This is a genomic window from Micromonospora sp. PTRAS2, assembly GCF_054052245.1.
The window spans coordinates 269551-283239 of sequence record NZ_JBSWBU010000007.1; the positions used below are offsets into that span (position 1 = coordinate 269551).

Below are 13689 nucleotides of genomic sequence, written 5' to 3' on the forward strand. Positions count from 1 at the left end.
AGTACGCGCAAGGATGCCGACGGTCAGCGGGCGGCGGGGGCCTCCCGGACCACGGCGACGCCACCGGCGGGCACCTCCACTGCGGTGTCGACGAGCGCGCCGGTGAGCAGCTCCACGCCGGCGGCCGGCACCCGGTGCGCCCGGTCGGTGTGGTTGAGCAGGAACAGCCAGCTCGCCGCCGCACCCCGGCGGCGCACCGCCTCCACCCCGGCCGGCGCGGCGGGGCAGGTCGGCGCCGCGCCGGCGGCGAGGGCCGCGTCGGTCAGCAGCCGCCGGTACGTCTCGTCGTCGGGCCGGGTGGAGACGTACCAGGCGGTGCCCGCGCCGTGCCGGTGGCGGGTCACCGCCGGCTGCCCGGCGAGCACCCCGCCGGCGTACGCGCGGACGGTCTCGGCCCCGGCGAGCCCGACGGTCTCGGCCCAGATCCGCCCGGTGCCGCCCCCGCCCAGGGGGACCTCGTCGCCGTCGGCGAGCGGGTGGAACTCCTCCACCCGGACGCCGAGCACGTCGCGGAACGCGCCGGGGTAGCCGCCGGTGCGCACCCGGGCGTGCTCGTCGGCGACGCCGCTGAGCCAGGTCACCACGAGGTGGCCGCCGCCGGCGACGTAGGCGCGGGCCCACGCGGCGGCGGCGTCGGAGGCGAGGTAGAGCGCCGGGAGCACCAGCAGCGCGTACCCGTCGACGGGGTCGCCGGGCAGCACCACGTCGCAGCCGAAGCCGGCCCGCCACAGCGCCCGGTGCGCCGCCGCGACCTCCTCGTGGTGGTTGACGCGCTGCGAGGGCAGGCCGGGGTGCTGCAGGGCCCACCCGCTGGCGGCGTCCCAGCCGATCGCCACGGACGCCTCGACCCCCGCGCCGTCGGTCTCGGCGATCCGGTCCAGGATCGCGCCCAGCTCCACCGTCTCGCGGAAGACCCGGCTGTCGGGGCCGGCGTGCGGCACGAGCGCGGAGTGGAAGCGTTCCGCCCCGCCGACGGGGGCGCGCCACTGGAAGTACATCGCGCCGCGCGAGCCCCGGGCGACGTGGGCCAGGCTGTGCCGGGCCATCCGGCCGGGCTCCTTGGTGTGCATCCGTCCGGCCGTGTAGATCAGGTTCGGGGCGCTCTCCATGAGCAGCCACGCGCCGCCGTCGGCGGCGTCGCCGGGCACCGGCCGCCGTCCGTCGCCGTCGGCGGGGGCGCGGGGGTCAGGGGCGGTCGCCGCCGGGGCAGCGGCCCGGGCGCGCGCGCCGTGGCGGGCCCAGCCCCGGGCCAGGTCCGCGGCGAGCGCCGTCTGTTCCTCGGCCCCGCCGTCGACGGCCGACGGGTAGTGGTCGACGGCCACCAGGTCGACCTCGGCGGCCCAGCGGGCGTGGTCGACGGGCACCCAGTCTCCGAGAACGTAGTTGGTGGTGACGGGCACCGCCGGGTTCGCCGCCCGCAGCAGGTCCCGCTGCTCGGCGTACGCGGCGAGCAGGGTGTCGGACCAGAACCGGCGGAAGTCGAGCAGCTGGCCGGGGTTGGCCAGGTACTGCGTCGCCCGGGGGGTGCTGATCTGCGCCCAGTCGGAGTAGTGCTGGCTCCAGAAGCTGGTGGTCCAGGCGTCGTTGAGGGCGTCCAGGCTGCCGTGCCGCCCGGCCAGCCACGCCCGGAACGCCACCGCCGCGTGCTCGCAGTGGCAGACGGTGCCGTACTCGTTGTGCACGTGCCACAGCGCCACCGCCGGATGGTGCGCGTAGCGGTCGGCGAGGACCCCGGCGATCCGCCGGGCGGCGGCCCGGTACGCCGGCGCGGCGGCGCAGTAGGTGTCCCGGCTGCCGTGGTGCAGCCGTACCCCGTCGGCGGTCACCGGCAGCGCGCCCGGGTGGGCCAGGGAGAACCAGGGCGGCGGCGACGCGGTCGGGGTGGCCAGGGCCGCGCCGACGCCGTTGTCGGCGAGCAGGTCCAGCACCCGGTCGAGCCAGCCGAAGTCGTACCGGCCGGGCGCGGGTTCGAGGCGGGACCAGGCGAACACGCCGACGGTGACGAGGTTGACCCGCGCCCGGCGCATCAGGGCCACGTCCTCGGCCCAGACCCCCTCGGGCCACTGCTCGGGGTTCCAGTCGCCGCCGAAGCGGAGCCGGGCCTCGTCCCACATGCCGCACCGTCCGTTCGTCGAGGTGGTGGTGTCCGGGTACGCCGGCCGGCGTCCCGCGCGGAGTCGGCTCCGCGCGGGGACGCCTCGATGTCAGCCCTTCACCGCGCCGGTGATGACGCCCTTGGTGAAGTGCCGCTGCACGAACGGGTAGACGATGATCGCCGGGACGACGGTCACCACCACCACGGCCATCTTCACCGCCAGCGTCGGCGGGTACGCGGTGATCCCGGGCAGGCTGACCGCGGCGCCGGAGACGTTCGGCGACTGGCCCGCCAGGATGTAGCTCTGCAGCACCCGCTGGATGGGGAACTTGTCGTTGTCGTCGATGTAGAGCACCGAGTTGAAGTAGGCGTTCCAGTAGCCGACTGCGTAGAACAGGCCGACCACCGCGATCACCGCCTTCGACAGCGGCAGCATGATCCGGGTGAGGATGCGGAACTCGCCCGCCCCGTCGATGCGGGCGCTGTCGAGCAGCTCACCGGGCACGCCCATGAAGAACGCCCGGATGACCACGAGGTTGAACACGCTGATCGCGCTGGGCAGGATCAGCGACCAGATGCTGTCCTTGAGCCCCAGCCCGGTGACCACGAGGTAGCTGGGCACCAGCCCCGGGAAGATCAGGAAGGTCAGCAGGAAGAAGAACAGCAGGCCCCGGTGCCCCACCGAGCCGGGCCGGGACAGCCCGTACGCGGCCAGCACGGTGAGCACCAGGCTCACCGTCGTGCCGAGGACGGTGACCAGGGTGCTGATCCAGACGGCCCGGGTGATCTGCCCGCCGTTGAAAATCGTGATGTACGCCGACGGGTCGAACTCCCGGGGCACCATCACCATGCCGCCGGCCGCGTCGATCGTCTCCCGGGAGGCGAGGCTGGTCACCAGCACCGCCCACAGGGGCACGAGCACCGCCGCCACGAGCAGGACGAGCACGACGCCCTTGCCGAACAGGCCGACCGGTGAGGGCGGCTCCTCCCACGGGGGCCGGGCACTGCCGCGCCGCCGCCGGTTGGGCTTGCCGCCGGTAGCGGGCGCGGCCGGCACCGGTGAAATGCCACTGAGCTGCGCTGTCATGACTTGGAGTACACCCCCTGCTCGCCGAGCCGGTGCGCGAGCTTGTTGGCCGCGAGGATGAGGATCAGGCCCACCACCGCCTTGAACAGCCCGGCCGCCGCGCCCAGGCCCCACTGCTGGGTGGCGATGGCCTGGTAGTAGACGAAGGTGTCGAGGACCTCGGCGGCGTCGCGGCCGACCGCCTCCCGTTGCAGGATGAACTGCTCGAAGCCGACCGACAGCGCGTCGCCGAGCCGCATGATGAGCAGCAGCACGATCACGGGCCGCAGCCCGGGCAGCGTGATGTGCCACATGCGCCGCCACCGCCCGGCGCCGTCGGCCGCCGCCGCCTCGTACAGGTTGGGGTCGATCGCGGCGAGCGCGGCCAGGAAGACGATCGCGCCCCAGCCGATGTCCTTCCACACCGCCTCGGCCGTGACCAGCACGATGAACGTGTCCGGGTTGGTCATGATGTTCCACGGCTGCATCCCGGCCTCGCGCATCTCCTGGGCGAGCAGTCCGGCCCCGCCGAGCATCTGCACGAAGAACGTGACCACCAGCACCCAGCTGAAGAAGTGCGGCAGGTAGACGACGCTCTGCACGAAGCCGCGCACCCGCCCGGAGACCAGGCTGTTGAGCAGGATCGCCAGCAGGATCGGCAGGGGGAAGAAGAACACCAGCTGGAACGCGGTGATGGTGAGGGTGTTGCGCACCGCGTCCCAGAACAGGGGGTCGGCGAAGAGCGCCTCGAAGTTGCCGAAGCCGATCCACTCGCTGTAGAGGAACGCCTCCACCGGATCGTCGCCGACGAAGGGGTTGTAGTCCTGGAAGGCGATGACGTTGCCGAGGGTCGGCAGGTAGTGGAAGACCAGCAGCAGCGCGGCGGCCGGCGCGGTCATCGCCAGCAGCGGCCAGTCCCGGCGCAGCCGCGCGCCCAGGCTGGCCCGGTGCCGGCGCCGGCCGGTGCCCCGGGGCTTGCGGGTCGGCGGCGGGGCCTGCCCGGCCGCCGCCGGCGCGTCCACCGCGCCGGCGGTGCCCGGGCCGCTCATCGGCCGTTGTCGGCGAGCGCCTTCTCGTGGAAGGCGCGCCCCTCTTCGCCGCCGGAGGCCATGAACTCCTTCGTCACCTGGTCGAGGTCGCTGACGGGGCGGCGGCCGCGCAGGATGTCGCGGATCTTGTCGTCGGTCGGCTGGATGATCTTCGACCAGTTGGCGGGCAGCTCCAGCTTGATCCCGGCGAACAGGTCCTTCTCCAGCAGGGCGACGTTCTTCTTGAGGTAGTCCAGGTACTGCTGGACGTAGTCCGGGGTGTCGCCACTCTTGACCTTCACCGCGACCCGGCAGAAGTTGTACTGGCCGCCCAGCTCCTTGCGGCCCAGCTCGGTCGGGATCGGGCTGCCGTCGGCCGCGCGGGTGAAGTGCTTGCCCTCCACGCCGTACTCGCGCAGCTCGAACTCGCGGCTGCCGAACGGCGCGGCGCACCAGTTGAGCACCCGCAGGATCTCGTCGACCCGGTCGGCGCCGAGGCCCTTCTTGACGAACGTGAAGAAGATCGGCTTCTCGCTGCCCCAGATGACCGGCTGCGCGCCGGCCGCGCCGAACACGGGCAGCGGCTGCATGTTGAAGCTCGCCAGCACCTTGGACTGCTCGCCCTGCAGGCCCTGCCACGCGCCGAGCCCGTCCTGGAACATCAGGATCTTGCCGGCCTTGAACAGCTGCTTCTCGTCGGCGCCCTTGCTGGACACCGTGTCCGGGTGGACCAGCCCCTCCTTGAACAGCTTCGCCGTGAACTCCAGGGCCGCCTTGAAGGCGGGGTTCTCGAACTTGTGCTCCAGGCCGCCGCCGGGCTTCTTGCGCCAGGTCTGCTGGCAGCCGTAGAACTGCTGCACCATGTCGAAGACGGTGCCGAAGGCCCACACGCCCTTGGCCGGGTCGGTCGCCTTCTTGCCCAGCTCGTAGAGCTCCTCGGGCGAGGTCGGCGCGGCCAGGCCGGCCTTGTCGAACAGGTCCTTGCGGTGGAACAGGGCCCACGCGAAGGGACCGTCGGTGGGGTACGGCACGGCGGCCAGCCGCCCGCCCCAGACCGAGTACTCCCAGGACCCGGTGGGCAGCGCGGCCAGGTACGGGTACTTCGCGGCGGCGTCGCCCTTGAGGTGGTCGGTGAGGTCCTCGAAGAGCGCCTTGACCGCGTCGGAGAACCGGGCGACCTTGTCGACCTCCCAGTTGGGCGCCATGAGCAGGTCGGGCACGTCGCGGGCGCCGAGCATGGCGTTGAGCTTGTCGGCGAACGTGGTGCCGTCCTGGAGGCTGGGGTTGATCTCGACGCCCAGCTTGGTGTTGATCGCGGTGAGGTAGGAGTTGCTGCCCAGCGTCGGCGGGGTCGGCCCCCACCAGGGGCTCATGGTGCGGATCGCCGCGCCGCCCTTGCCGGGCTGTTCGGTGACCGCGTCGACGAGGTCCTTGGGGTAGCTGAGGTAGCCGTCCGGGATCGGCCCCTCCCCCGGGATGTCCGGCTTGAGGACCTCGGCCGGCTTGTGGTTGGGCAGGACGGCCCGGACCGCGTCGGCCTGGGTGGCGCTGCCCTTGCTTCCGGCCTCCTTGCTGCAGCCGGCGAGGGTGGCGCCACCCATCGTCGCGGCGGCGCCGAGACCGGCGAGACGCAGCAGGGTCCGGCGATCGGTGGATACGCCTGGCAGGGACGGCTTCACGGCGTTCCCTTCATCTGACACGCGGGGCTTGCGGAGCACGCGCGCCCGGCTAGGATTAGTTGGGTTACTAGCCGAATAAACTAATCGACGGTGATCCGACCCACAAGGGAGCGGCGACCGCGAGGCGACGTGCCGCGCGCGGTGGTCCGCTGGGGTGCCGCGGTGCGCGATGATGGACGCGCGGACCGACCGGGGATCGCGCACCGGCAGCGCAGGGAGCGGGCACATCTTGATCAGCATGCAGAACGACCCGCAGCCGACGGACCTCGGCGACGTGCGGGTCGCCAACCGGGCCGTGGTGCTGCGGCACGTCCGGGTGCACGCCCCCTGCTCCCGGGCCGACATCGCGGCCCGCACCGGGCTCAACAAGGCCACCGTCTCCAGCCTCGTCGGCGAGCTGATCGAGCGCCGACTGGTGCGCGAGACCGGGCTGACCGAGAACCGGATCGGCCGCCCCGCCACCATGCTCGTCCTCGACGGCGAGCCGTACGCCGCCCTCGGCCTCCAGGTCGGCGCCGACGAGCTCGCGGCGGTGGCGGTCGACCTCGGCGGCAACCGGCTGCTCACCTGGCGGCGCGCCTTCGCCGCGCCGGCCGCGACCCCGGCCGAGACGGTCCGCGCCCTCGCCGCGCTGGCCCGTCGGGCCACCGCCCGCGTCGCCGGCGAGGGGCGGGCCGTGCTCGGCCTGACCGTCGGGGTGCCGGGCCTGGTCGACGCGGCCGGCTGCGTGCCCCTGTCCCCCGCGCTCGGCTGGCGCGACGTGCCCCTCGCCGACCAGTTGCGCGCCGCGCTGCGCGACCCGGACTTCACCGTCGCCGTGGACAACGAGGCCAACCTCGCCGCCCTGGCCGAGCAGCGGCACGGCGCCCAGGCCGGGGCCACCGACCTGGTCCACCTCACCGGCGGCGCGGGGATCGGCGCCGGGGCGATCGTCGACGGCCGGCTGCTGCGCGGCAGCCGGGGCTTCGCCGGCGAGATCGGGCACCTGTGCCTCGACCCGACCGGCCCCGCCTGCGCCTGCGGGCGCTCCGGCTGCCTGGAGGCGCTGGTCGGCCTGCCGGCCGTGGTACGTCGGCTGCTGCCCGACACCGCCGAGGACGGTCCCGTCACCGACTTCCTGCCCGAGCTCGACCGGCTGAAGGCCCTGGCCGGGCAGGACGACCCGACCGTACGCGCCGGGCTGGCCGAGACCGGCCGCCACCTCGGCCACGCGGTCGCCGTGCTGGCCGACCTGCTCAACCCCGAGGCGGTGCTGGTCGGGGGCCATCTCGCGACGCTGGGGCCGTGGCTGCTGCCGGCGGCCCGGGCCGAGCTGGCCGCCCGCACGCTCGCCCCGGAGGCCGGCGGGTGCCGGCTGGAGGCGTCCACACTGGGGGGCACCGCCGCCGCGCTCGGCGGCGCCACCGCCGCCCTGGCCACCGTCGAGAGTGGCCGCCTGCCCGTCCGCTGACGCCGGAACCCGTCACCGTCAGGCCTTGACCACATCGGCCCGGTGGTGCCAACCTCGGAGCAGCCGTCCCGTCCGGGCAGACGAGGCGGCCTGGTTCCTCGTCGGTTGTCGAAGCGCTTCACCGCGTCCGGGTCGACATCCGCACACCACCACCCCGCGATGCCACCCGTCACGACGGTCGTCGAAGCGCTTCGACCTGCCGCCCGGGCATCGCTAGCCCATGGAAGGTAACCGATCCACCATGACCGACAGCACCGGCCGGACGCCCGGCCCGTCCCCCGCCGCCCGCGTCGACGACCTGCTGGCCCGCCTCACCCTCACCGAGAAGATCGGGCTGCTGCACCAGTGGCAGGCCCCGGTCGACCGGCTCGGGCTGCCGCCGTTCCGCACCGGCACCGAGGCGCTGCACGGGGTGGCCTGGCTCGGCACGGCCACGGTCTTCCCGCAGGTGATCGGGCTGGCCAGCAGCTGGAACGCCGAGCTGGTGCGGTCGGTGGGTGCCGCCGTCGGCGCCGAGGTGCGCGCCAAGCACCACGCCGACCCCGAACGGGTCGGGCTGAACGTGTGGGCGCCGGTGGTCAACCCGCTGCGTGACCCCCGCTGGGGGCGCAACGAGGAGGGCTGGTCCGAGGACCCGTGGCTCACCGGGCACCTCGCCACCGCGTACGCCCGGGGGCTGCGCGGCGACCACCCCGACCGGCTGCGGACCGCGCCGACGCTCAAGCACTTCCTGGGCTACAACAACGAGACCGACCGCGCCACCACCTCCAGCGACCTGCCCCCACGGGTGCTGCACGAGTACGAGCTGCCGGCGTTCCGGGCGCCCCTGGCCGCCGGGGCGGCGGTGGCCGTCATGGCCTCGTACAACCTGGTCAACGGCGTTCCGGCGCACCTGAGCCCGCTGATCGAGGGCGAGCTGCGCCCGATGGCCGCCGACGAGATCATGGTCGTCGGCGACGCCGGGGCGGCCACCAACATCGCCGGGGTGCAGGGCCGCGAGCCCGACCACGTCCACGGCTTCGCCGCCGCGCTGCGCGCCGGCATCGACAGCTTCACCGAGGACGACACGAACAGCGCCCTGACCACCGGCCGGATCACCGAGGCGCTGGAGCGGGGCCTGATCACCACCGCCCACGTGGACCGGGCGGTCCGGCGGATCCTCGGCGTCCGGCTGCGCCTCGGCGACCTCGACCCGGCGCACGAGGACCCGTGGGCCGGGGTGGCACCCGACGTCGTCGACTGCCCCGCGCACCGGGAGCTGGCCCGCGAGGCCGCCCGGCAGTGCGTCGTGCTGCTGCGCAACGACGGCCTGCTGCCGCTGACCGCGCGCCCGGGGCTGCGGGTCGCCGTGCTCGGCCCGCTCGCCGACGCGGTGCACACCGACTGGTACAGCGGCACGTTGCCGTACGCGGTCAGCACCCTCGACGCCCTGGCCGCACGGGTCGGCACCGTCACCAGCCACAGCGGCGCCGACCGGATCGCGCTGCGCGCCGGGGACCGGTACGTGCGCTGCGCGACCGACGCCGATGGTGGCCCGCTCACCCTCGACGCCACCGCCGCCACCGAGGCGACCTGGTTCGACGTGTTCGACTGGGGCGGGGACGCGGTGGCGCTGCGCGCCGTCGCCAACGGCCGGCACGTCGGGGGCGACGACGACGCCGGCCTGGTCAACGACCGCACCGGGCCCGGCGGGTGGATCGTCCGGGAGACCTTCCGGTTCCGGTCCGGCCCCGACGGCACGGTGCTGCTGCACCACCTCGCCACCGGCCGGTACGTCGCCGTCGGCCCCGACGGGCGGCTGCGCGCCGACGCCGCCGAGCCGGGTGCGGGCACCCCGTTCGCCGTGGAGCTGGTCGCCGACGGCGCCGCCGAGGCCGCCGCCCTGGCAGCCGACGCCGACGTGGTGGTGGTGGCCCTCGGCAACCACCCGATGGTCAACGGGCGGGAGACCGAGGACCGGGTGGACCTGGCGCTGCCGGCCGGGCAGGAGGCGCTGCTGCGCGCCGCGTACGCCGCCAACCCCCGCACCGTCCTCGCGCTGACCAGCAGCTACCCGTACGCGATCGGGTGGGCCGACGCCCACCTGCCGGCGGTGCTGTGGTCGGCGCACGGCGGCCAGGAGCACGGCGCGGCGCTGGCCGCGGTGCTGTTCGGCGACGCCGAGCCGGGCGGCCGGCTCACCCAGACCTGGTACGCCGATGCCGCCGAGCTGCCCGACCTGCTCGACTACGACATCATCGACGCCGACGCCACCTACCTCTACCACCGGGGTGACCCCCTGTACCCGCTCGGCCACGGGCTCGGCTACACCCGCTTCGACTACGCTGACCTGCGACTCAGCGCGGCGTCGGTGGCCGCCGACGGGGAGGTCGAGGTGCGCGTCGAGGTCACCAACAGCGGCGACCGGCCGGGCGAGGAGGTCGTGCAGCTCTACACCCGGCAGCGGCGCTCCCGGGTCAAGCAGCCCCTGCGCCAGCTGCGGGGCTTCGCGCGGGTCGCCCTCGCCCCCGGCGAGCGCCGGGTGGTCCGGCTGCGGCTGCGCGCCGCCGACCTGGGCTGGTGGGACGAGATCCGGGGCGCCCGGGTCGTGGAGGACGCCGCGCACACCGTGCTGGTCGGCCGGTCCGCCACCGACATCCGGCTCGTCGGCACGCTCCGCGTCCGGGCGGCGTCCGCCGCCGACGCCCCTTCGCGGGAGGCCACGGGTGCCGGCCGGTCCCGGTGACCACGGCCCGCGCCTGCCCACGGCGGCGCGGCCGGCGAAGTCACCCGACCTGGTCACCATCTCCGACGTCGCCCGGCACGCCGGGGTCGCCGTCAGCACCGTGTCGTACGTGCTCAGCGGCAAGCGGGCGATCTCCGAGGTGACCCGCAACCGGGTGCTGGCCAGCATCCGGATGCTCGGCTACCACCCGAACGCCGGCGCACGCGCCCTGGCCAGCCGGCGGGCCAACGTCGTCGCGCTGGTGCTGCCGCTGCGCTCCGGGATGCAGGTGCCGGTGGTGATGCAGTTCGCGATGGCGGTGGTGACCACCGCCCGCACCGTCGAGCACGACGTGCTGCTGGTCACCTCCGACGAGGGGCCGGCGGGGCTGCGTCGCATCGCGGCCAGCGCCATGGTGGACGGTCTGCTGCTGATGGACGTGGAGATGCACGACTCGCGGGTGCCGCTGCTGCGGGAGCTGGGGCGGCCCAGCGTGCTGATCGGCTTCCCGGCCGACCCCACCGGCCTGACCTGCGTCGACCTGGACTTCCACCGGGCCGGCGCGGTCTGCGTCGAGCACCTGGCCGGGTTGGGCCACCGGCGGATCGCCCTGCTCGGCGCCCCGGCCGCCGTCTACGACCGGGGCACCGGCTTCGCGCACCGCACCCGCAACGGCATCCTCGACGCCGCCGCGCGGCTCGGCGTCGACACCGTGGTCCGGCCCTGCGAGGAGGGCACGGCGGCCGTACGCCGGGAGCTGGTGGAGCTGTTCGAGCGGTGGCCGGACCTGTCGGGGCTGATCGTGCAGAACGAGTCGGCCGTCGGGCCCGTGCTGGCGACGCTGCCCACCCTCGGCCGGCGCGTGCCGGAGGACGTGTCGGTGGTCGGCATCTGCCCCGACCAGTTCGCCGAGCAGGCCAGTCCCCGGCTCACGTCGGTGCCCCTGCCGGCCGAGGAGGTCGGCCAGCAGGCGGTGTCGCTGCTCATGCGCAAGGTGCACGGCGAGCCGGTGCCCGACGCGACGCTGCTCGAACCCCGGTTGACGATCCGGGACAGCACGGCCGCCGCCCCCCGCTGACCGCACCGCCGCCCGCTGACCACCCCGCCCCTCGCCAGAGAGGACCGTCGATGACGGCTGCCCTGCCCGCGTCCGCCCACGGGATCTGGGACGACGCCCCCGCCGCCGGCTGGGAGGACGCCTTCCTGTCCGGCAACGGCGAGTACGGGATCATGGTGCTCGGTGATCCCCACGCCGAGCGGGTCGTCGTCAACCACCACCGGTTCGTGCTGCCCAACGGCACCCACGACGCCCGGCCGCCCCGGCTGGCCCACCTGCTGCCCCGGGTCCGCGAGCTGGCGCTCGCCGGCCGGCGGGCGGAGGCGAGCCGGCTGCTCGGCGGCGGCCGGGAGCTGCGCTGGACCCAGTCGTTCCACCCGGGCTTCGCGCTGACGATCGACGCGGCGGGGCCGGGCGGAGCAGTGGAGCCGGGCGGAGCGGCGGGGCCGGGCGCGGCGGCGCTGCCGGCCGGGTACCGGCGGAGCACCGACTTCCGCACCGGGGAGGTCGTCGTGGAGTGGGCCGGCGGCGAGCGGCGCGGCTTCGTCTCCCGCGCCGACGGCCTGGTGGTGCTGCGGCTGGAGGCGGGCGACTGCGTGGTGGGGCTCACCGGCGACCTGCCCGGCCGCCCGGCGGACGTCCGCTACGAGACCGCGGCGTACCAGCGCGGACAGGATGTCTTCCTGCGCATCCGCGGCCACTACCCGCCGGTGGGCGGCGCGTACGGCTTCGAGGGCCTGGCCCTGCTCACCGGCGACGTGCGGGTGCTCGGCGACCGGGTGGCGGTGCGCGGGCCGGCACTGCTCACCATGGTGCTCGACCGGCCCGGCACGCCGCCGTGGCGCACCGCCGAGCTGGAGGAGACGCTGCGCGTCCGCTCCCCCGCCGGGTACGCCGGCCTCCTCGCCCGGCACGCCGCCCGGCACTCCCCCGCCTACGACCGGGCGAGCCTGGACCTGGCCGTGCCGGCCGCCGAGCGGGAGCTGCCCGTCGGCGAGCTGCTCGCCCGGCAGGCCGCCGACCCGCAGCGGCCCTACCCGGCGCTGGTGGAGCGGCTGTTCCACGCGGGGCGGTACCTGCTGCTGAGCGCCAGCGGCGTCCTGCCGCCCCGGCTGACCGGGCTGTGGCTCGGCTCGTGGGACGCGGCCTGGGCGGGCGACTTCACCACTGACGCCAACCTCAACCTGCAACTGGCGGGGGCCAACATCGGGGCCCTGCCCGAGGTGAGCGAGGCGTACGCGCGGCTGATCGGGTCGCAGGTCGACGACTGGCGGCGCAACGCCGAGGCGATCTACGGCGCGCGGGGCCTGCTCGCGCCCAGCCGCACCGACGGGGAGCACGGGCACCTGTTCCACATGCACGACGACTGGCCGTTCGCCGCGTGGCTCCCCGGCGCGGACTGGCTGCTCTTCCCCCTGTACGAGCACCACCTGGTGACCGGGGAGCCGCTCGGCGAGCTGGCCGGCTGGCTGACGGAGGCCGCCGAGTTCTTCGCCGACGTGCTCACCGTCTCCGCCGCCGACGGCACGGTGGTCGTGGTGCCGTCGTACTCGGCCGAGACCGGCCCGCTGGACGACGACGGCCGGCCGGTGCACCTGGCGGTCAACGCCACGATGGACATCGCCGCCGCCCGGCACACCCTGGCCACCGCCGACGCCGTCACCGGCACCGACCGGTGGGCGGCACTGCGGGGGCGGCTGCCCGCGTACCGGGTCGATGAGCGCGGCGCGCTGGCGGAGTGGGCCTGGCCGGGCTACCGCAGCGACGAGGACCACCGGCACGTCAGCCACCTCTACCCCGTGTGGCCGTTGGACGAGATCAACCCGGACGACACCCCCGAGCTGGCCGCCGCCGCGCGCCGCGCGCTGGTCCTGCGCGGCGACGAGAACCTCTCCGCCCACGGCAGCCTGCACCGGGCGCTCGTCGCGACACGCCTGCGCGACGGCGCGCTGGCCGGGGAGAACGTGGCCAAGATCCTCGGCAACGACATGTTCTTCCGGTCGCTGATGAGCTCGCACAACCCGGGCCGGGAGACCTACAACGCCGACGCCGCACACGCCCTGCCCGGCGTGTTGATCGAGTCGCTGGTGCATTCCCGGCCCGGCCGCGTACGGCTGCTCCCGGCCCCGCTGCCCGGCCTGGACCGGGGGGTGCTGCGCGGGGCGACCTGCCGGGGCCGGGTCACCGTCGAGGAGCTGGCCTGGGACGCCTCGTCGGTGCGGGCACGGCTGCGCTCCCCCGTCGGCCAGCGACTCACGGTGTCCAGCCCGTACGGGGACGTGGCGGTCGAGCTGCGCGCCGGCCGACCGGTGGAGCTGGTCTTCGGTCCCCGCAGCGACGGCAGGTAACGCAACGCGGTTGCGCCGGGCCTGCCCCCACCACTTCCACCGCCTCCTTTGCTCTGCACCCACGGACGCAACGCTTCACGCAGCGCAACCCGATGCCGCACCCCGGCCCCGCTCTGCCCCCGGCAGGAGCAGCTCGGGCGGGGTGTTGCGCGGGTGGGTGCAGAGCAAAGGGCCGACAAGCGGTGGGCCGGGGTCGGCAGTTCGTCACCGAGAGCGACAGCGGCCGTCCCTCCCGGCCAACCTCTGCCACCGTCACGGAACG

8 protein-coding genes are annotated in these 13689 nt (G+C 74.8%); 4 read left to right on the plus strand and 4 right to left on the minus strand.

The window, feature by feature from the left end:
* Positions 1-23 precede the first annotated feature (23 nt).
* The 4 genes from ACVMYR_RS22620 to ACVMYR_RS22635 form a co-directional block, all read right to left on the minus strand.
* Complete coding sequence (locus tag ACVMYR_RS22620; RefSeq protein WP_077940202.1) at positions 24-2114, minus strand: beta-galactosidase; 2091 nt, start codon at positions 2112-2114, stop codon at positions 24-26.
* A 90-nt stretch (positions 2115-2204) separates the two neighbouring features.
* On the minus strand, positions 2205-3182 hold the full coding sequence (locus tag ACVMYR_RS22625; protein WP_228986228.1) for a carbohydrate ABC transporter permease: 978 nt from the start codon (positions 3180-3182) through the stop codon (positions 2205-2207).
* Complete coding sequence (locus ACVMYR_RS22630) at positions 3179-4210, minus strand: ABC transporter permease (protein ID WP_077940200.1); 1032 nt, start codon at positions 4208-4210, stop codon at positions 3179-3181. Before ACVMYR_RS22630 ends, ACVMYR_RS22625 begins: the two co-directional genes overlap by 4 nt.
* Positions 4207-5868 (minus strand): extracellular solute-binding protein, encoded by a 1662-nt coding sequence (locus ACVMYR_RS22635; RefSeq protein WP_077940199.1) that lies wholly within the window; start codon positions 5866-5868, stop codon positions 4207-4209. The genes ACVMYR_RS22630 and ACVMYR_RS22635 overlap by 4 nt, the downstream gene beginning before the upstream one ends.
* A gap of 238 nt (positions 5869-6106) precedes the next feature.
* Here ACVMYR_RS22635 and ACVMYR_RS22640 point away from each other — a divergent pair, with 238 nt between their 5' ends.
* The 4 genes from ACVMYR_RS22640 to ACVMYR_RS22655 all read left to right on the plus strand — a co-directional run bounded on the left by ACVMYR_RS22640 (position 6107) and on the right by ACVMYR_RS22655 (position 13427).
* Entirely contained in the window at positions 6107-7318 is a 1212-nt protein-coding gene (locus ACVMYR_RS22640; protein WP_353902431.1) for an ROK family transcriptional regulator, read from the plus strand.
* A 241-nt stretch (positions 7319-7559) separates the two neighbouring features.
* Positions 7560-10043, plus strand: a complete 2484-nt coding sequence (locus tag ACVMYR_RS22645) for a glycoside hydrolase family 3 C-terminal domain-containing protein (RefSeq protein ID WP_457122656.1) — start codon at positions 7560-7562, stop codon at positions 10041-10043.
* 49 nt (positions 10044-10092) lie between these two features.
* On the plus strand, positions 10093-11100 hold the full coding sequence (locus ACVMYR_RS22650) for a LacI family DNA-binding transcriptional regulator (protein WP_077940226.1): 1008 nt from the start codon (positions 10093-10095) through the stop codon (positions 11098-11100).
* Between the two features lie 50 nt (positions 11101-11150).
* Positions 11151-13427, plus strand: a complete 2277-nt coding sequence (locus ACVMYR_RS22655) for a glycosyl hydrolase family 95 catalytic domain-containing protein (protein ID WP_457122657.1) — start codon at positions 11151-11153, stop codon at positions 13425-13427.
* Positions 13428-13689 lie beyond the last annotated feature (262 nt).

Excerpts from the sequence above, each read along its gene's own strand:
- ACVMYR_RS22655 (WP_457122657.1), top strand. The coding sequence starts at position 11,151 with ATGACGGCTGCCCTGCCCGCGTCCGCCCACGGGATCTGGGACGACGCC.
- ACVMYR_RS22620 (WP_077940202.1), bottom strand. The coding sequence starts at position 2,114 with ATGTGGGACGAGGCCCGGCTCCGCTTCGGCGGCGACTGGAACCCCGAG.
- ACVMYR_RS22625 (WP_228986228.1), bottom strand. The coding sequence starts at position 3,182 with ATGACAGCGCAGCTCAGTGGCATTTCACCGGTGCCGGCCGCGCCCGCT.
- ACVMYR_RS22640 (WP_353902431.1), top strand. The coding sequence starts at position 6,107 with ATGCAGAACGACCCGCAGCCGACGGACCTCGGCGACGTGCGGGTCGCC.
- ACVMYR_RS22630 (WP_077940200.1), bottom strand. The coding sequence starts at position 4,210 with ATGAGCGGCCCGGGCACCGCCGGCGCGGTGGACGCGCCGGCGGCGGCC.
- ACVMYR_RS22645 (WP_457122656.1), top strand. The coding sequence starts at position 7,560 with ATGACCGACAGCACCGGCCGGACGCCCGGCCCGTCCCCCGCCGCCCGC.